This window comes from Gracilibacillus oryzae, assembly GCF_009498735.1.
Classification (GTDB): Bacteria; Bacillota; Bacilli; order Bacillales; family Amphibacillaceae; genus Gracilibacillus; species Gracilibacillus oryzae.
Genome location: NZ_ML762448.1, coordinates 1 through 19,333 on the forward strand (window position 1 = coordinate 1; position 19,333 = coordinate 19,333).

Annotated in this window: 18 protein-coding genes; 15 read left to right on the top strand and 3 right to left on the bottom strand. The window is 37.1% G+C overall.

Annotated features, from left to right (window positions below; translation table 11 throughout):
* Positions 1 to 52 precede the first annotated feature (52 nt).
* Positions 53 to 1,183 carry a conserved virulence factor C family protein gene (locus F9U64_RS19325; protein ID WP_153406541.1) on the bottom strand — a complete coding sequence of 377 codons (1,131 nt, stop codon included), beginning with the start codon at positions 1,181 to 1,183 and terminating at the stop codon, positions 53 to 55.
* Positions 1,184 to 1,439: 256 nt separating this feature from the next.
* Here F9U64_RS19325 and sigW point away from each other — a divergent pair, with 256 nt between their 5' ends.
* The 9 genes from sigW (at position 1,440) to F9U64_RS19370 (ending at position 10,602) form a co-directional block, all read left to right on the top strand.
* Positions 1,440 to 2,006, top strand: coding sequence for an RNA polymerase sigma factor SigW (gene sigW, locus F9U64_RS19330; protein ID WP_153406542.1), 567 nt, complete (start codon positions 1,440 to 1,442; stop codon positions 2,004 to 2,006).
* Positions 2,007 to 2,021: 15 nt separating this feature from the next.
* On the top strand, positions 2,022 to 2,633 hold the full coding sequence (locus F9U64_RS19335; protein ID WP_153406543.1) for a zf-HC2 domain-containing protein: 612 nt from the start codon (positions 2,022 to 2,024) through the stop codon (positions 2,631 to 2,633).
* A gap of 177 nt (positions 2,634 to 2,810) precedes the next feature.
* A complete protein-coding gene (gene cdaA / locus F9U64_RS19340; protein ID WP_153406544.1) occupies positions 2,811 to 3,635 on the top strand; it encodes a diadenylate cyclase CdaA in 825 nt (274 codons plus the stop codon).
* Entirely contained in the window at positions 3,625 to 4,896 is a 1,272-nt protein-coding gene (locus F9U64_RS19345; RefSeq protein ID WP_228275807.1) for a CdaR family protein, read from the top strand. The genes cdaA and F9U64_RS19345 overlap by 11 nt, the downstream gene beginning before the upstream one ends.
* 15 nt (positions 4,897 to 4,911) lie before the next feature.
* A complete protein-coding gene (gene glmM / locus F9U64_RS19350) occupies positions 4,912 to 6,261 on the top strand; it encodes a phosphoglucosamine mutase (RefSeq protein ID WP_153406545.1) in 1,350 nt (449 codons plus the stop codon).
* Between the two features lie 207 nt (positions 6,262 to 6,468).
* A complete protein-coding gene (locus F9U64_RS19355) occupies positions 6,469 to 6,801 on the top strand; it encodes a PadR family transcriptional regulator (protein ID WP_153406546.1) in 333 nt (110 codons plus the stop codon).
* A complete protein-coding gene (locus tag F9U64_RS19360; RefSeq protein WP_153406547.1) occupies positions 6,798 to 7,310 on the top strand; it encodes a DUF2812 domain-containing protein in 513 nt (170 codons plus the stop codon). Before F9U64_RS19355 ends, F9U64_RS19360 begins: the two co-directional genes overlap by 4 nt.
* 692 nt (positions 7,311 to 8,002) lie before the next feature.
* Entirely contained in the window at positions 8,003 to 9,805 is a 1,803-nt protein-coding gene (glmS, locus tag F9U64_RS19365; protein ID WP_153406548.1) for a glutamine--fructose-6-phosphate transaminase (isomerizing), read from the top strand.
* A 245-nt stretch (positions 9,806 to 10,050) separates the two neighbouring features.
* Positions 10,051 to 10,602 carry a TetR/AcrR family transcriptional regulator gene (locus tag F9U64_RS19370; RefSeq protein WP_153406549.1) on the top strand — a complete coding sequence of 184 codons (552 nt, stop codon included), beginning with the start codon at positions 10,051 to 10,053 and terminating at the stop codon, positions 10,600 to 10,602.
* A gap of 160 nt (positions 10,603 to 10,762) precedes the next feature.
* Here the strand turns inward: F9U64_RS19370 and F9U64_RS19375 are convergent, their stop codons facing one another.
* The gene (locus F9U64_RS19375; protein WP_228275808.1) at positions 10,763 to 13,459 is read right to left on the bottom strand and encodes an S-layer homology domain-containing protein; all 2,697 of its coding nucleotides are present in this window, start codon (positions 13,457 to 13,459) and stop codon (positions 10,763 to 10,765) included.
* Between the two features lie 563 nt (positions 13,460 to 14,022).
* Between F9U64_RS19375 and F9U64_RS19380 the strand changes: the two genes are divergently transcribed.
* Positions 14,023 to 15,141: a hypothetical protein gene (locus F9U64_RS19380; RefSeq protein ID WP_153406550.1), complete on the top strand. Its 1,119-nt coding sequence runs from the start codon at positions 14,023 to 14,025 to the stop codon at positions 15,139 to 15,141.
* Between the two features lie 192 nt (positions 15,142 to 15,333).
* Positions 15,334 to 15,717 carry a DoxX family protein gene (locus F9U64_RS19385; RefSeq protein ID WP_153406551.1) on the top strand — a complete coding sequence of 128 codons (384 nt, stop codon included), beginning with the start codon at positions 15,334 to 15,336 and terminating at the stop codon, positions 15,715 to 15,717.
* Positions 15,718 to 15,842: 125 nt separating this feature from the next.
* On the opposite strand, the gene F9U64_RS19390 is transcribed toward F9U64_RS19385, so the two are convergent.
* The gene (locus F9U64_RS19390) at positions 15,843 to 16,427 is read right to left on the bottom strand and encodes a CGNR zinc finger domain-containing protein (protein ID WP_153406552.1); all 585 of its coding nucleotides are present in this window, start codon (positions 16,425 to 16,427) and stop codon (positions 15,843 to 15,845) included.
* Positions 16,428 to 16,611: 184 nt separating this feature from the next.
* Here F9U64_RS19390 and F9U64_RS19395 point away from each other — a divergent pair, with 184 nt between their 5' ends.
* The 4 genes from F9U64_RS19395 to F9U64_RS19405 all read left to right on the top strand — a co-directional run bounded on the left by F9U64_RS19395 (position 16,612) and on the right by F9U64_RS19405 (position 19,328).
* The gene (locus F9U64_RS19395) at positions 16,612 to 17,079 is read left to right on the top strand and encodes a DinB family protein (RefSeq protein WP_153406553.1); all 468 of its coding nucleotides are present in this window, start codon (positions 16,612 to 16,614) and stop codon (positions 17,077 to 17,079) included.
* 238 nt (positions 17,080 to 17,317) lie between these two features.
* Positions 17,318 to 17,680 (top strand): hypothetical protein, encoded by a 363-nt coding sequence (locus tag F9U64_RS19400; RefSeq protein WP_153406554.1) that lies wholly within the window; start codon positions 17,318 to 17,320, stop codon positions 17,678 to 17,680.
* A 302-nt stretch (positions 17,681 to 17,982) separates the two neighbouring features.
* A complete protein-coding gene (locus F9U64_RS23415; RefSeq protein WP_266095260.1) occupies positions 17,983 to 18,111 on the top strand; it encodes a hypothetical protein in 129 nt (42 codons plus the stop codon).
* A 20-nt stretch (positions 18,112 to 18,131) separates the two neighbouring features.
* The gene (locus tag F9U64_RS19405) at positions 18,132 to 19,328 is read left to right on the top strand and encodes a GTP-binding protein (RefSeq protein ID WP_153406555.1); all 1,197 of its coding nucleotides are present in this window, start codon (positions 18,132 to 18,134) and stop codon (positions 19,326 to 19,328) included.
* The last annotated feature ends 5 nt before the right edge of the window (positions 19,329 to 19,333 follow it).

A 19,333-nucleotide genomic window follows, 5' to 3' on the forward strand; every position in this document is an offset into this window, starting at 1 on the left:
CCCAAATCCATCATTGAGAGTCGGATCTGGGCATTTTTCATGCAGAGAAATCTTACTTTTTGGATGCTTTTGTCATTTGATGCCATATCGAGCCTTTGGCTTCTTCCCCACCTTCAATGCGGGCTAAGGCCATTTTTACTTGCATTCTTACTTCAAACTCAGTGTCATCTGCTGCTTTCTGTAATGCTGGTATTGCACTCTCATCTCCTAATTCATATAAAAACATAGCAGCTCTCCAGCGTACAAGGCGATTCTGATCGGAAAGTGATTGTATCATTTCAGGCATAGCTTGTTTAAAACCAAGATCTGATAAACAGTCACCAGCTGTTCTTCTGACATTAACTGCTTTATCTTTTAGCGCTTTATATAATAGAGGAAGCACCTCTTCCTCTTCAATCATTCCTAAATAAGCAGTGGCAAGCCTTCTGATTGATGCTTTCTCATCATCTAAGGCTTTATTTAGGATATCCAAGTTTTCAATTATCGGGGACATCCGGTCAAGTGCTGCATAACGATCTTTCCAGTCAGGATTGTCCAGCATATCAAGCGTCACTTTTTGATAAGGACTATGTTGTTCCAGATGGGTATCATTTAAAGCAAAGTTGACCAGTTCCTGGAGGCGTTCTTCATCGTAACTTGCTGACAATTCCTCTGTAATGTCCTGACCGATACTGTCGATATCTCCATAACGAGGCGATTTTTCTACCCATTTTCGTTCATCCAACATATTCTCAGTAGCAGATGAGGCATTTAAAGCTGCTTCTGTGAACCGTGGTGGTAGACCAAATCGTCTCTCTTCCTCGTCCTCGATAAGTTTTATTTGCATGGGAATGAAGCGAAACATTTGAATATAGACTTTTATTTCTCCAAATGAATCATCTAAGGAATCTGGATTCTTGGTAAAAGAAGCATCTAATGAATCACTCGAACCGATTATTTCTGTAACTTGCGGTAAGATCTCTTCCCATGCCACCTTAGGATTTCTTTCTAATGCAATAAAATCAATAACTCGGTAAATTCCTTTTACACCATTGATTTGAAATAATTCCTTAATATATAATGGTGCATTATCTAACTCATCACTAATCTTGTAATTTTCTGTTTGATTATCCGGTAATTTCTCATCTACATTGATTTTCATTGAATATGGACTAGGTGTCGGCTCAATAGAAGTTATTTTCATCTTGTTTCATTCCCCCTATGATAGTTCAATATTAATTATTTTAACAAAAGAAATCTCAGGAATACAATCGTACAACTTTTCCCCTTTTTTTAATGAAAGAATTATTTGAAATTTTTTCAAATGATAGACAAAAAAATCAGTTTTCTTGTTATAATAGGCTTATTGCCATTTTCTAAAAAAAATTTATAAAAAAATGAAACCTAATGTTGTGGTTTTTCGTACAATAGGTAACCGCAAGTTTGGCGGAGGTAATAAGATGAACGAGAAAAAGATAGCAAAGAGTATAAAACTTGTTAAAAAAGGAGATCAGTCGGCATTCGAAGATATTGTAGAATACTTTCAAGGCAAAGTGTTTGCGATTTGTTTTCGTATGGTTGGAAATAAGCATGAAGCTGAAGATATAGCTCAGGAAGCATTTATTCGCGCTTATATCAATATCCAATCCTATGATGAAAACAGGAAGTTTTCGACATGGTTATACAGAATAGCGACAAATCTAGCGATAGACCGGATGAGAAAGAAGAAACCTGATTATTATCTTGACGCTGAGATACAAGGAGCAGATGGATTAAACTTATATGCACAGATCCCTGATGATGGAAGACTTCCAGAAGATGAAGTAGAGAGCCTGGAAACTCAAAGCTATATACAAAAAGAAATAAGTGAGTTGCCAACTAAATATCGAAGTATTATTGCATTAAGATTTATTGATGAACTCTCTCTTAAAGAAATCAGTGAGATATTAGAGATACCCGTTGGCACCGTAAAAACCAGAATCCATAGAGGGAGAGAAGCTTTAAGGAAGAAGCTTCGACATGTGTAAAGGAGTGTGAGTAAGATGAATTGTAATAGAGAAGTTACTGAATTAATGCATCAATATTTAGATGGTGATATTACGAAAGATGAAGAACAAACATTACGCTCCCATTTGAGATCATGTGAAGCTTGTCAAATACACTTTAGGGAATTGAAGCGGACTGTAGCATTAGTTACCACTAATGTAGACTTGCAGCCATCTGCAGACTTCACTAAAAATATCATGGCAAAATTACCGAAGGAAAAGAGAAGATCGACTGTTCGACGATGGGTGCGAATTCACCCTTTAGTTACAGCTGCTGCTATCTTCTTTCTGTTAATGTCTGGAAGCCTGGTATCAGTATGGAACCAAGAGGATCAGTTGAGCTATCCTAAAGGAATGAATCTGGTTGTAGAGAATGATACCGTCATTGTTCCGGAGGGTGTCATAATAACAGAGGATCTTGAAATAAAAAATGGGAATATTAAAATCGATGGAGAGGTACAAGGGGATGTAGTAATTATAAATGGAGAAAATCTGACTGCTTCTGCAGGAAATGTAGCGGGTGATATAAAACAAGTTGACCAGATGTTTGGCTGGCTTTGGTATAAAATAAAAGGTTTAACACAGGAAGTATTTGGTTTGGAAAAGTGATCTTTTTTAAGTGATAAAAGATCGCTTTTTTTTTACACGCAAGGAATAATAATTTATTTATAAAATTTCATGTTATCATATGCTCGCACTAAAGATACCCTCTGTTTTATGCTATAATGAGGTTAACGAAAAATTTAGATAGGAAGAGGATTCGGATGGACATAAGGTTGTGTTTGCATGTTTAATTGGGAGTGGTCTTTTCTCAATGTATTAAAGATCGTTGTTGACATAGGAATAGTTTGGTATATCCTTTACAAGCTTCTTATGCTAATCAGGGGAACGAAGGCAATTCAGTTATTAAAAGGCATCTTTGTCGTAATATCTGTCTATCTGATAAGTGTTCTGTTTGACTTAGCAACAGTTCGAATCTTAATGTGGCAAGTAATAATGTGGGGACCGTTAGGAATTATTATATTATTTCAGCCAGAACTGAGAAGAGCATTGGAGCAATTAGGAAGAGGAAGCTTCTTTTCTCGTAATTCAAAGTCAGAAGATGAGGTATTTAGTCAATCAATAAAGGCGATTGCAGACTCTTGTAATTATATGGCAAAAAGAAGGATAGGAGCGCTAATTACAATTGAACGCGAAACAGCAATGGGTGATTATATATCAACGGGTATACCGATTAACGGAAAATTAACCAATCAGTTATTAACAAATATCTTCATACCGAATACACCTCTTCATGATGGTGCTGTTATTATTAATAAAGATGAGATTGTGGCAGCTGCATGTTACTTACCGTTATCAGAAAGCCCTTTTATTTCAAAGGAACTTGGTACGCGACACAGAGCAGCTCTGGGCATAAGTGAAGTAACAGATTCCATTACAATCACCGTATCGGAAGAAACAGGGAACATTTCATGCACAAAAAATGGTGAGCTGCATCGGAATATAACAGTTGAGAAGTTATCGGAGATGTTAGAAAAAGAACTAGTGACGAAATTCAAGTCCTCTGCAACAATAGGTTGGAGCTGGAGGGGGAAGAAAAATGATGAATAAATGGTTGGAGAAACCATGGGTCATACGAATTGTCGCTTTAGCACTTTCCGTATTACTATTTGTTGTTGTTGCCTTTGACCAGAATGTCTCAGAAGAAGATGATGGATTCGGCAATATATTTGGAACAACCAATGAAACACGTACATTGGAAGACATGCCTGTAAATCTTCAAATTGACCAGGAAAAATATGTAGTGAGTGGTGTACCGGAGACAGCCAAAGTAACATTACAAGGATCTGTCAGCTTAGTTGCATCAACATACACACAACGAAATTTCGAAGTATTTGTCGACTTAGAAGGACTAGGGCCAGGTACCCATGTTGTTCCTCTTCAAGTTTCCGGGATATCAAATCAACTTAGCAATGTTTATATAGAGCCGCAAGAAGTAGAAGTATCCATCGAAGAACGGGCCAGTGAAGAATATTCACTTACGATTGATATCATTAATCGAGATCAGATTGCAGCTGGATATGAAGTCGGAAATGTGTATGCAGATCCGCAAACAGTTACGGTAACAAGTTCAAGAAGTATTGTTGACCGGATTGCAATCGTCAAAGCATTTATTGATGTAAACGGTGTTGATGAATCATTTACTGAAGATAATGTTCCTGTGAAAGTTTATGATAATCAAGGGAATGAGTTAAGTGTACGAATTGATCCGCCAACTACTGATATTACAGTAGATGTGAAGAATCCGAATAAGACTGTGCCGATTTCACTAGAAACAACCACTGAGCTGGCAGAAGGTTTAAGAATAACATCAATGGATTTAGAAACAGAAGAGGCCACTGTTTTTGCAGCTGAATCTTACCTGGAAGGACTGGAGCAAATACAGACCAACGCTATTGATCTGAGTGAAATCACCGAAAGCGGCACTTATGAGGTAGAGTTAAATATTCCTCAAGAAGTGAGAAAAGTAGAACCTGCAACCGTAAATGCAGTAATTGAAGTAGAACAGGCAGAAGAACGAGTTGTAGAGAATGTTCCAATTACAATTGAAGGACAGCCGGAAGATGGAGCTACATCATTTGTTACTCCATCTTCCGGGACAACTAGTGTGACAGTTAGAGGATTTCCTTCCGATATTGAAGGATTAACTGCAGAGAACTTACCTATTTCCGTTGTGTTGGACAACCAATCACCAGGGGAGTACACATTGCCGATTAATAACAATATTTCCGAGGAAATATTAGAAAATGTCGAAATTGAGCCAGCAATAAACGAAGCAACTATACTCGTAGAACTTACAGGAAATGAATAAAGGAGAGAATATTAAATGGGAAAATATTTTGGTACTGATGGTGTACGTGGAGTAGCCAACCAAGACTTGACACCAGAATTAGCTTTTAAATTAGGACGTTATGGTGGTTATGTATTAACAAAAGAAGCACAGAATCCTAAAGTATTAATTGGGCGAGATACACGTATATCTGGAAATATGTTAGAAGGAGCCCTTGCAGCTGGTTTGCTTTCAATTGGTGCTGAAGTAATGAGATTAGGAGTTATTTCAACTCCCGGCGTAGCATTCTTGTCAAAAGCGATGGACGCAAAAGCTGGAGTAATGATTTCAGCCTCTCACAATCCTGTTGAAGACAATGGAATCAAGTTTTTTGGATCAGATGGTTTTAAATTGTCGGATGAACAAGAAGCAGAGATCGAAGCATTATTGGACCAGGAAGAAGATAACCTTCCACGTCCGATTGGAGGACATGTTGGTCAAATCAATGATTATTTTGAAGGTGGACAAAAGTATATCCACTATTTGAAAGAGACAATTGATAATGAATTTGATGGAATACATATCGCGCTGGATTGTGCGCATGGTGCTACTTCAAGTTTAGCTTCTCATTTGTTTGCTGATTTAGAAGCAGATATCTCGACAATTGGTTCTTCACCAAATGGTTTAAACATTAATAATGGTTTTGGTTCAACTCACCCAGAAAAATTACAGGCATTAGTAATAGAAAAAGGTGCAGATATTGGTTTAGCATTTGACGGAGACGGTGATCGTTTAATCGCAGTAGATGAGTTAGGTAATATTGTGGATGGCGATCAGATTATGTTTATTATTGGTAAATATTTAAATGAAAGAGGTTTGTTGCGTCACTCTACCGTAGTATCTACTGTCATGAGCAATATTGGCTTCTATAAAGCATTAGAAGCCAATAATATGAAGAGTGAAAAAACAGCTGTTGGTGACCGTTACGTAATGGAAGAAATGCGTAAAAATGCATATAACCTTGGAGGAGAGCAATCTGGACATATTATCTTCCTGGATTATATCCCAACTGGAGATGGAATGTTATCGGGACTTCAATTAGTTAATGTTATGCGGGAAACCGGTAAGAAACTATCTGAACTTGCTAATGAGATGGAGAAATTCCCACAAGTCTTGAAGAATATTCGTGTGATTAACAAAAATGAGGTTATGACCAATCAGATTGTTCTGGAAGCTATTGATAAAGTGGAAAAGGAGATGGGCACCCAAGGGCGGGTTCTTGTACGCCCTTCTGGAACGGAGCCTTTAGTACGGGTAATGGTGGAAGCTCCGACTTTAGACGACTGTAACCAGTATGTTGATGAAGTCGTCTCTGTCATTCAAAATGTATTTGGTATAGAGGAATAAATAGCAGTAACGCTATCAGTTTGAAAGAAGAAAGGGCAGTGCTAATAAATTTTTAGCACTGCCTTTTCTTTTTTATTGTAATAATATTCTATTGTTCAAATTGCATCATTAACAATATTGCAATATAAACCGATCTATGATAATATATCGATATGCGATATATCGTATATCGATATATCGAGCGGAATTTAAATAGGTGGTGGTGACATGGCAAAGCAACCAGAATCTTTTCTACCTTTATCGCAAGCGACATTTTATATTCTTTTGTCATTAAGGGCTGTCCGTCATGGCTATGGTATTATGCAGGATATAGAGGAAATAAGCAAAGGTGAAGTGACCATGGGACCGGGAACTTTGTATGGAGCATTAGGTAAACTAGAGAAACAAAAAGTGATAGAAAAGGCAATTGTTCAACAAGATAATCGTCGGAAATATTACCAGTTGACAGAATTAGGCAGAGCAATATTACAACATGAGTTTATCCGTTTAAAATCCTTAGTTGAAAACTCAAGTGAACTGATAAAGGAGGTACAGCAATGACTGTAAGAAAGTTTAAATTATTTCTTGGTCCCAATATTCATAAGGAGGAAGAATGGTTAACGGAGATGTCTAAAAAGGGCTTGCATTTGAAAAAATATCGCCTTTTTAACTATTTCTTTGAGGAAGATCCAGAACAGTCCTATGTATACCAAATTGATTTCAGACAGGAAGCAACGAAAGATTATCTTCAATTATATGAGGATGCTGGCTGGGAGCATGTAACAAATGCTATGAGCATCTTTCACTATTTTCGCAAAGAAGCATCTAATACTGATGTAAAGAAGATATATTCAGATAAAAATTCGATACAAGATAATTACAAAAGAATGCTCATTTTTTACTTGTTCATCTTCTTCTTTTTTCTTATCTCCCAATTAGGAATTATAGTCTCTTGGAAAGGGCCTTGGCATGACTACCTTTTAGTAGGCGGGGATATTGTCATAGTTGTTGTTTATCTTTATATGTTTTATATCCTTAATAAGAGGATAAACTTTTTCAGGAATAAGTAAAACCTTCATCCAATAAGGAACATCTCCATTGAATGTCGAGGTGTTCTTTACATAATACAAGCGGGTTAAGTATTTTTTCTAACTATCTGAAAAAATACTAAAAAAGGGGATGAAAATCGGAAAGCTTTATCGAAGTATTATGCTGAAAGGATAAATAGTTGCCTGTATATTGTTTCTGGCTGATTATGAATCCATTCAATTATTACCATATTTGCAGGTTTATTGCTAACACGCTTTCCGTATAATTGCATATTCTTTTAGTAATCCATTTTACAACGCTAAACATCCTAATAAGTTTTGCTAATAATCAATATCAAAGTCACATTTCACAATATTTGTTGCGTAGTGGAGATTTTTCAAGTAAAATGGGGACAGTCATTGTTTTAAAATGATGTTGATTCATGATAGGAAGGAGCATAGAGTTTATATATTATTAAAGCGCCAGGGCTAGGAGAGCGACTCTCTTTTAGCTGACGAGGTGGGGGTTTATCGAATGGGATCGGCGGATACCTCCCGGTTGGACATCTCAACCGATATGTTTTTATTCGAAAACAAGAAGGCAACTTTTTGCACAAGAATGGGAACAAGATGAAACCATTACACGAGAAAGGGGCAAAGAAACGCCCCTTGCTAAAATTTATAGTCAATCGGTCGTTTGTTTGCCCCTTCATATTCAAGGAGGAAACAACGTTATGTGCGGTATTGTAGGTTATATTGGAGCAAATGATTCAAAGGAAGTCTTATTAACAGGACTGGAAAAGTTAGAATATAGAGGATACGACTCTGCGGGTATTGCTGTTTTAAATGAACAAGGAATGAATGTGTTTAAAGTAAAAGGCCGTATTGCCGTATTGCGCGAGAAAGTTGACGAGTCTGTCATGGCGAATGTAGGAATAGGTCATACTCGCTGGGCAACGCATGGTGAGCCTAGTGAGAACAATGCCCATCCGCATCAAAGTGCAACAGAGCGTTTTACTTTAGTTCATAATGGGGTAATCGAGAACTATTATGAACTGCGTGATGAGTATCTGCAAAATGTAGAGCTGAAAAGTGAAACAGACACAGAGATTGTTGTTCAGTTAATCGAACAGCTATATACTGAAACAAATGATGTTCTGGCAGCATTCCGCAAAGGCCTGTCATTATTAAAAGGTTCTTATGCTATTGCATTAATTGATAATGAAAATCCTGATCTTATTTATGTTGCCAAAAACAAGAGCCCATTGCTTGTTGGTCTTGGTGATGGGTTTAATGTTGTGGCAAGTGATGCAATGGCAACACTTAGAGAAACGAATCGTTATGTAGAAATTGAAGATAAAGAAGTTGTACTTGTTCGCGCCGACCGTGTAGAAATTCAGAAATTAGATGGAACTGTTGTGGAGCGCGAGGAATATATTGCAGAAATCGATGCAGCTGATACAGAAAAAGGAACATATCCTCATTTCATGTTAAAAGAGATCGATGAGCAGCCAATCGTTATCCGCAACATCATTCAGGAATATCAAGCAGAAGATGACAGTATTAAATTAGCAGATGATGTGCGCCAAGCGATGAAGAATGCTGACAGAATTTATATTATTGCAGCAGGAACTAGCTATCATGCAGGTTTGGTTGGGAAGCAATTTATCGAGAAATTGGCTAATATCCCAGTTGAAGTCCATATCGCTAGTGAGTTCTCATATAATATGCCATTATTATCTGTAAAACCACTGTTTGTCTTTATTTCTCAGAGTGGAGAAACAGCAGACAGTCGTTCCGTATTAGTTCAAACAAAAGCGTTGGGCCACCCTGCCTTAACGATTACAAATGTTCCTGGTTCTACCCTTTCTCGTGAAGCAGATTATACGTTACATTTACATGCAGGACCAGAAATAGCAGTAGCTTCAACCAAAGCATATACTGCCCAAATCGCTGTACTTGCGATTTTAGCTGTTGATACAGCAAGAGTGAAAGGCATTGATCTTTCATTTGATCCATTACAGGAATTAGGTATTGTTGCAAGCGCAATGGAGGCCTTAACGGATCAAAAGGAAGAATTTGACCGTATGGCGAAAGAAATGTTCGAAACAACGCGTAATGCCTTCTTCATCGGCCGTGGAGTAGATTACTTTGTTGTTCAGGAAGCATCATTGAAATTAAAAGAGATCTCTTATATCCAGGCAGAAGGTTTTGCCGGAGGAGAATTAAAGCATGGTACAATTGCCTTAATAGAAGAAGGTACACCAGTTATTGCAATTTCCACACAGGAAAATGTGAATCTTTCCATCCGCGGAAATGTTCAGGAAGTAGCGGCACGTGGAGCTAATACATGTGTTGTAAGTATGAAAGGATTAGAGCAAGACAGTGATGCTTTCGTTCTGCCACATGTACATGAATTATTAACACCATTAGTAAGTGTTATTCCAATGCAGTTACTTGCTTATTATGCAGCGTTGCACCGTGATTGTGATGTGGATAAACCGCGTAACTTAGCGAAAAGTGTAACAGTGGAATAAAAGGAATTTGTCTTTCGAACAATTGGGAGATGCTAGCATCTTAACAAACCAATGGTGACGTTAAATAGTTTAAATAAGGTCGAAGGAAAATCAGGAAGAAACCCTGGTGCTCTTTCGGTCTTTTTTATATTTTTAAGGGTACGTAGGGGGTTAACAGCCACACTTGTATGCGCTATCTTGCCAGAGGAAATAAGACATGCTAAAATTTATTATAATGATCGCTCTAAATAAAAGGGGGGTATCTTATGAGAACGTCACTGAAAAAAGAATCCATAATGAATGCAGCTGAAAAGTTATTCAACCAGCAAGGCTTTCATGCAGTTGGGGTGAAAAGCATACTGGATCAGGCTGGGGTTGCGCCAATGACCATGTATTATCATTTCAAATCAAAGGAAGATCTGATAATAGAAATCTTAGCGCGACGGGAGGAGAATTATTTTCAGCACTTGGAAGAGAGTGTAAACAAGAAGAAGAACTTAAATACATATTTGAAGTCTCTGGTGAAAGCTCATATAAACTGGCTAAACAAAGAGAGTTATAATGGCTGTTTATTCTTAAGGGCAAAACAGGAATACGAGGGTATTAATGAGGAAATTGTTGAATTAACCATTCAGCATAAAACGAAGCTTTTAACCCAATGTAACCAAGATCTGCAGTCGTTTAAGACCTCTGATTCCCTTGGTATGCAATTGTCAATTATTCTGGAGGGATTAACATCAATAATACAGGTGTCAGGGCATGACGAAGTAAAAAAGGCTGCAAAGGAAATAATAAAAAGTCTTAAATTAAACAAATAAAACTCTAAAATTTTTATTGTTTATTATAATAAACGTTATATATAAAAAATGATATGCTTATAAATAACTTCTTAAATGTTTAGAGAGTGGATTGTTTTATTAACAGAAAAATGCTGCCGACAAAGAGTCGACAGCTAGTCTCGGATAAATAATATCCAAGTTATTTGGTTTCAATATGTGCAATAACACTATTATCTTCATAAGTAACAGTTAAATTGTATCCATCAGCTGTTACATTATCAAATTGACCTATTACTTCATTTCCAGTAATTAAAGTAATTTCTTTAGCACCTTCTACTTTATAATTAGAAAGATCTAAATTCAAATCTCCGCCTTCAAGATAAACAAGTCCATCAACGTTTAGCTGACTGTTGTTTTTAATAGTTAAAGTTCCAGCATCCATTGTAAAGTTACCATCTAATTGTAAAGCTTCATCTGAATTAACTAAAACTGTTCCATTTTCTACATAAAGATCACCAGTACCAAAAGCAGTAGCTGATGCAGCTTCTAGTGTTCCACCCTGCAGCAAAGTTCCTCCAGTATAGCTGTTATCTCCAGTTAATGTCAGTGTTCCTGTTCCTTGCTTAGTAAGCATACCACTGCCGCTAATATCATTTCTCCACCAGTCATGAGCATTGAATCTTCCTTTGGAAGCATCCATGTTTACTGTGACATTGTCTAAGAATGCACCATATCCATCAGCTGCTGTTACCAAATCAATTCTGCCCCAACCGTTTGATTCATCAATAACTGGGTAACCTGAATCAATTTCTGTTGTATATAATACTTCTCTCCGTTGTTCGTCTGTCAAATATGGCTGGCGAGTTTCTAATAAGACTTCTGCCCCTTTCGGTACGACAGGCTCTAAACCTTTTGTTCCTGTTTGAGGTAATCCATAAGTCATTTTTTCTCGGTAGAATGCTTTATTTGCTTCATGGTCTTCCCATTTTTGTTCATCATACGCACTTTCAAATGTATAATCCTCTGTTACTGTATGTGCATATTCATACAAGCTCATGTTATTGGCTTCAGCTAATTCTCCAAATACCTCTCCTGCATTATTATATGCCTTCTCTAATACTTCTTTGTTGTCTTCCTTATTATATGCATAAGCAGTCATTGCTGTAGACTGGATTCGGCCACCGATTACATCAAGTGGTGAGTGCATACCTGTTACGATTCTGTTTTCTCCCATTTGAGCAGCTCTAGTTAAAAACTCAGAATATCTTTCCGGAGTCGCGTATGCAAATCCAAATGTTGATAAATAAGATGCACTTGTATGCCCGCTAGGGAAAGCTCCATCTTTTCCTCTTCCGTCTTCAGCTTTTCTTTTTACATATTCTAATGCCGGGATGATTTCAACATTCGTTTCATATTGTTGATAATGTCTTTCTCCAGTTACTTTTTTCCCGCCTGAAGGTAAGGCTTCTTCTAAAGTTTTCCCGCTGCCAATCGTATCCCATACAGGTAATCCATTCTCGTCAATTACTTCGATAACTTCTCCGTTTGAGTTCATTCTATATGGTCTAGGGGAGGAGAAGAAGTATTTGGACGGATTTGACGAAGATGGATTTTCAAATCTAATTAGACTAACTAAATCCATCGCACCCGAAAGTTCAGAGTCCTCCCATTCTCCCATTCCTTGGGCCTGGTCTTCAACAGTCGTCTCTTCCAATACTTTATTCATGTCCTCTTTTGATCTAACAACACTTGTTACCGGGTTTACGATATCTGCATAGTCATTAGCTAACGGTCCATAAGCATCCATCATACTATATATCTTGTCTCTTTGGTCATCATAATATGCTGCTAAAGCTTCTTCATCTGTTCTGTTTTGAGTAACCTCTTCCACATACTTTATGTTAGCTTCCCAAGTCTCTGGATCTCTGATTTCTGCATTAGCATATGTTTCCTTATCTGCTACTACTTTTGTCTCATCATTTTTATATCCATCAAAATAAACAGTTGGTCCGTCACCGTATTTTGCAACTTCCCCATTTGCACCAGGTTCTGTTAACGCTGTTCCGTCTCTCCAGTCAGGCTGGTTCATTGACCAAACATTATCAAAACCGTCTAAAATATTGATAAAAGGATTAGTTGCAGCGATATTCTTTAATTCAGGATCTGCAGCATTTTCGCCATTTTCTACTGCAGGCAAAGGTTCTTCTACCTCAGGGACAGGTACGTTCAGTTCGTTATCAGTCCCCTGTGGCTTAGATGGTTTCGCAGTTTCCTCTGTATCTAAAGCATTATCTAATGTAATAACTGCTTCTGCACGTGTAATGTTATTGAGAGGTTTGAAACTTCCGTCTGGATAGCCAGCCATAATATCCTCAGTCAACATACCGCCAACAGAACCTTTACTCCAACTTGGAATAGAAGCAGCATCTGTAAACGAATTAGCGGCTTCTTCGTTCTCATTTAAATTAGTAATTTCTGCAATCATTCTAGCAGCTTCTTGACGAGTAATAGAATCTTGAGGCTTGATGGTATTATCCGGATAACCGTGCAAATATCCCGCTTCAACCGCTTTGGTCACATCTTCATAATACCAAGCATCTTTAGCAACATCTTCATAATTTATATCCGTTTCTTCCGTAAACCCAAATGTTCTATTAACAAGACTCATAAATTCGGCTCTGGTCATAAAGTTATTTGGTTTGAAGGAACCGTCAGGATATCCTGTAATTAAGCCATTATCAATCCATGTTTGAATCTGCTCTTCTGCAAAGTTCCCTTTGATATCGGAAAGTTCACTGGCTGCTTGTACAGTGCTTGAAGAAAATCCCATTGTCAGCATTCCAGCTAGTGCTACTGAACTTATTAATTTTTTGCTTGTAAACTTCATTTTTTTCATATTTCCCCTTTCACAAATCAATTGTTAAGAACGGATGTATTTATTATGTGGCTATTACTTAATGAGGAGAAGTTATAAAACGTAAGGAATTACTTTCTGTTTTTTCCTCCTGTCTCTAATGTTATTACTCTACCTGATATAACTACCATTTTATATGTATTAGTTCTAACTACTGCAAATCGAACTGATGCTGTAACAGTTAATAGAACCATTATTGCAAATCTCAAAAATGATAATTCCTTTGAAATTCTAGCTTCTCCTGTAGTAATTTGTACCACTAATTGATAAATATATAAAACTAATGCTAAGTAAATACAGGAATAGTGTAAAGATTATGTAAATTATTGAAACTTTTTGCCGGTGAATATCGTAATTGTAATAATATGAGATTTATATTGTTTGAAGAAGTTGATTAAAAAGGGGGAAATTCCTAAATTGAGAAAAAGCTAATAATATTTCGCTTTCCTGCAAGTATAAACATTGCCAAGCGAAGTTTTTGATGCTTTTTTTATTTTCTTCTTAACTTAAATCTGAATTTACAAGACCCGCAAAGGAGAATGATCATGAGAAAATTATATTGTATGCTGTGTTTGGCCGTCATTACTATGTTATTACTGGCAGGTTGTAATAGTAATGGTGCTGGTACTGCCACTGATGGAACGAAGGATGAATCTGCCGGTTATGAAGAAGTTACAACATTAGATTTAGAAGGTCCAGTCACAGGCATGAACTTTTCCCTGGATGAAGATGGGAACACCATGTTATGGGGAGAAAATGACGGTGGTATCGGAGATGACTTGAGACGTAATGTATGGGTTGATGGAGAAGTGAAAGAGCTTGATATCGAAACATGGGATCAGTTTACCACGATGACCAAAACAGGTCACCTTGTCAATGGAGTGGTGAATTGGGATGCTAGTGTAGAAGAAAGGCATTCTATTGCAGAGTATGATCCGATTATCGATCAAACGAAAAAATTCACGGCCCATAATGATCGGGATGACATATTGCTGCCAGGTCACGGTACATATCTTCAGGATCCAAGGACATACATTCACACAGATACAAATCCGAACAATGAAGAAGCCAAGGTATATCTCTGGGATATAGACAACAATGAATTTACAGATTTGGATTTTCTTGAAGACATAAAGAGTAATGCCGGGGAATTAACTTCCTATCCACACTATTATTTAAATAAAGATGCATCGAAGGTTTATGCAACAGTATTAAAAGAGGGGATATTTTCTTATGATATCGCATCAGGGGAAACAGAGACTTTGCTGAAGTCAGAGGAAGTCATGCCGCAGGGGAATGTTACAACAATGCTGACATCTGATGAAAAGCATCTTATCTACTATACCAATAATGGAGAAGACTTTGATTTTACCTATTATGCTCTAGATCTGGAAACAAATGAACCAATGGAGCTTGGAAAGGGGACTAGTGTGTTTACACTTTCCAATGGTAATGTTGCTATCGTTGATGAAAATAAAGTAAATCTTTATGATTTTGAGACAGAAAAACTGGAAACCCTTCATGAAATTGAATTAAATGAAGACCAAAGCCTTGATAATGTAACGGTAAGTTTAGATGGCAGCACCATAGCCTATGGGTACACAACAGAGGGGGAAGAAGATCAAGAGGATACATCTTATATAAGCATCTTAAGCAATAAATAGTCAGGAGACATAGGTAACCTTGTAAGGCAGAGAATATTAATGTTGGGATTGTTTTTAAGACTTTCATCAATAGTTTATAACATTGGTGTCAGTCTTATTTTTATTGAAAAAATGGAAAAATTATCTATATTAATATGTTTGAATCTCACCTGGAATGGTTATGTAGAGAGTAAATAGAAAGGTGGTTTACATATGATAGTATTTATCCGAACCTTATATTCACTTCTCTTACTATGTACAGGTATTATGCATTTTGTCTGTGAACGCAACTTCCTAAGAATGGTCCCGAAGATTCTCCCATTTCGACGGTTTATCGTATTAGTTTCAGGTATATTTGAATTCATATTTTCGGCCTTCCTCTGGATAAGAAAAGGTCAGGAAATCACTGGAAAGTTGTTAGCGTTATTTATGATCGCCATTTTTCCGGCAAATATTTACATGGCTGTGAACATGATTTCGTTCAAGCCAGACAAAAAAGCCAATCCCTTGCTTCAATGGCTACGGCTGCCGATGCAGCTTCCGTTAATAATCGCAGCATTAAAACTGGGGAAAAGAAGTAACAGGGGCACAATCTAGTTGATGAGGTTGTGCTATATATATTATTGAGCTTAATAAGAAAAACAAAATTTCACACCAGTTTTATATGGTTTTGGTGACTGCGACTGGAATTAGTAATTTCTGTTTATCTGCTTTGAAAAAAATTAATCCAGCACATTTTTTCGCTTTTGATAACGAGTAACTTTTTCTCGATTTCCAAAAATCTTCATTGAACACCATTTCCGCCTTCCTCTTGTATCCATAAATAATAAAACACAATCCGGATTGGCACAGTGATGCATGTTAGATAACTTATTTTCAGCATAAAGCGTGAGAGCATCATAAGCTAATACTGCAATCAAAGCATCCTCCGACCTGCCAACTGGTCTTGCTATCAATTGATTCTCTTTCAATTGATAAGTAAATGGGGCTTTTTTTATTTGAGCTTCAAGATTTTTGATCCATTCATCATCAGGTTCCTTTCCATCCGCGAAATCTTCGTACGCCTTACGCAAAGAAGAGCGAATGTTTCTCATTAGCGGCAATGCCTCCAAAGCCCATTCTTTCACATTACCTGAAATTTGCTGTTGGGATAAGTAGCCCTTTTTGATCAGTGTATCTATCCATTGGATTAAGTCATCTGCTGAAGTCAGTAAATCAATACGTGCTCCATTACGAACTACTTCTGTATTGACAAGATCTAATGACAGATGACCAGAGAAAAGGGGGAATTTTATTTTTTCTTCCATCGAAAACTACTCCTTAAAAATTTTTACTAACCTATTATAACACGCTTGACAGGTTAATTGAAAACAGATATATTATTAACCATTAAGACCAACTTTATGAGGTTAGTTGACTCGCGTTTATTTTTATTACACTAATAACGACCCTTAGTTAGCTCAGAGCATAATAAAAAGAGGAGTGGTTGTAATGGAAAATTATCTTATTAACCAGTTAGTGATTGTAAGAGAAAATACGATTAATTTGGTGAAAGGTATGGAAGAAAACACGAGTGAACTTGTACCGGAAAAGCTGAATAATAATATTAAGTGGAATTTAGGACATATTTATGTAGTTGGTGAGAAATTCTTATTCCAGATTGCAGAAGAAGAAGCAAATATTCCATCTAATTATTCTGCATTATTTAATCCTGGAACAAGTCCAAGTGATTGGAAACAAGATCCTCCATCCCTTGATGAGTTAACTGGTTTATTAGAAGAACAGATAAACAGGTTGAATTCCGTTTTACCAGGGCAGTTAGATGACAAAGTGAAGAACCCTTATACCACTTCTACAGGGTTTACATTAACAACAGTGAAAGAATTCATTAGCTTTTGCCTATATCATGAAGGAATGCATTTTGGAGCAATTAAAAATATAAAAAAATTGATTAACTAATATTTTTGAAACATGAAGGCGAACGGTGAGAGGTGGTTCGTCTTTTAATATACTTTTTTATATTATTTTTGACAGGTGTCATGATCTGCCTGCATTAATGAGTAAAATATTTAGTTTAGAAACTTGATTCCATGATTATTTAATGGTAAAGTAAATAGCACGCAGGTAAATCGTAATCATTTCGTTTTGTGAATCTGGCGTTACATTTCAAGATAGCATGTCTAGAAAGGGTGCTGAAATGAATAATTACTTGAATAGCATTTTCCTTGAAGCAATTCTAAATGACTTTTCTGAGAAGGAAAGATTACTATATAAATCTGTGATAGAAATGGAAGACGAGCTGGCAGAAAGTGCGTTAACACCAGACCAATTCGTTAATCATCTGAGAATTGATTCACCACATAAGAGAGTCGCTGAACAATATGATATGACATTATTGGACCTTATCACAATATTAGAAGAGATGGAAGAGGAAGTTGGAAGAAAATTAGAGGAAATGTTCGCCTCAGTAAAATGGATTGATTATACGAAAATGGTATATAGCAAAACAGGAGAAAATAATAACAGTAAATTATTCTATGTAACTTTTCCTAATACATAGTTGTCCCCTGGCCTGGTGAAAGAGGGGATAAGCACAAGCTGGTTGTTCAAAGTTTACAAACTGTCTATTTCTATGCAGCTTAAACAGGAATGATTTCGATTTGTTACGATCATTACACAGTGGCGATTTAGCATTCAAAAAAATTTCAGATTTAAATCGTAATGATTACGTTTTTTGCTGCTATCTTCCCATATTTTATTGTGGGAGTGATTCGTAAAAGGATATGGGAGAAGAACTGTTTCCACTCACTCCATATCTTCATTACCTTACTTATAGCCTTTTACATGGAGAGGTATTCCCTTTTGCTTAAAAGGAGTGCTCAAACAATTTATATACAGGCAATGTCTGTTTATATCATCATCTGTATAGCTGCTGGCAATCTTGATTACCTTGATGTTATTTTAGCCATCATTTTTCAATATGATTTTTAGAAAATTGGAGGGGAATTTTGATGAAGAAAATACCTGTTACAGTATTAAGTGGTTATCTGGGGGCAGGAAAAACAACGCTTCTAAACTATATCCTTAATAATCGTAATAATTTGAAGGTCGCTGTGATTGTAAATGATATGAGCGAAATTAATATTGATGCAGATTTGGTCGAAAAGGGAGGGCATTTTTCCCGGATAGAAGAGAATCTGGTGGAGATGTCAAATGGATGTATCTGCTGTACGTTACGAGAAGACCTGCTGATAGAAGTGGAAAAAATCGCGAAGGCAGGCAATGTTGATTATATTGTGATCGAATCTACAGGAATTTCGGAGCCTGTACCTGTTGCTCAGACTTTTTCCTATATTGATGAGCAGCTAGGTATTGATCTTACTCAGTCCTGCCGTCTTGACACTATGGTGACTGTCGTGGATGCCTATCGTTTTTGGCATGATTATGAGTCTGGTGACAGTCTGCTTGATCGGAAGCAGGCGGTCGGGCAGGCAGATGATCGTAACCTTGCAGATTTATTAATAGATCAAATCGAGTTTTGTGATGTTCTTTTATTAAATAAATGTGACATGGTAACAGAAGAGCAGCTGGATGCATTAAACAGAGTTATTCAAACATTGCAGCCCGAAGCGAAGATTATTCGTACAACATTTGGGGAGGTAGATCTGGCAGAGATTTTAAACACTCATCGATTTAATTTTGCGAAAGCCAGCCAATCTGCCGGGTGGCTGAAAGAATTAATGGCAGGTCCAGAAGAGCATACACCGGAAACAGAAGAGTACGGCATCAGCTCATTTGTATATAGACGAAGGCTTCCTTTCCACTCTCAGCGGTTTTACGATTGGATCAGACAGATGCCGTTCGCAATTGTGCGGGCCAAAGGAATTGCATGGTGTGCAACAAGAAATGAATTAGCACTCCTTCTTTCTCAGGCTGGTCCGTCAGTTTCTATTGAACCAGTATCTTATTGGGTAGCTTCACTGCCAAAGGAGCAAAGAGAACATACCATCAGGCAGAATCCCAATATATTACATGATTGGGACAATGAATACGGGGACAGGAAGACCAATCTAGTCTTTATTGGAACTGACCTTGAAAAAGAAACGATAATCAGCGAACTGGATCAATGTCTTCTTACACCAGACGAAATGGATGAAGAGTGGTCTGAGATGGAAGATCCGTTTACTTGGCAACTCGCAGCACATTAAAAGGG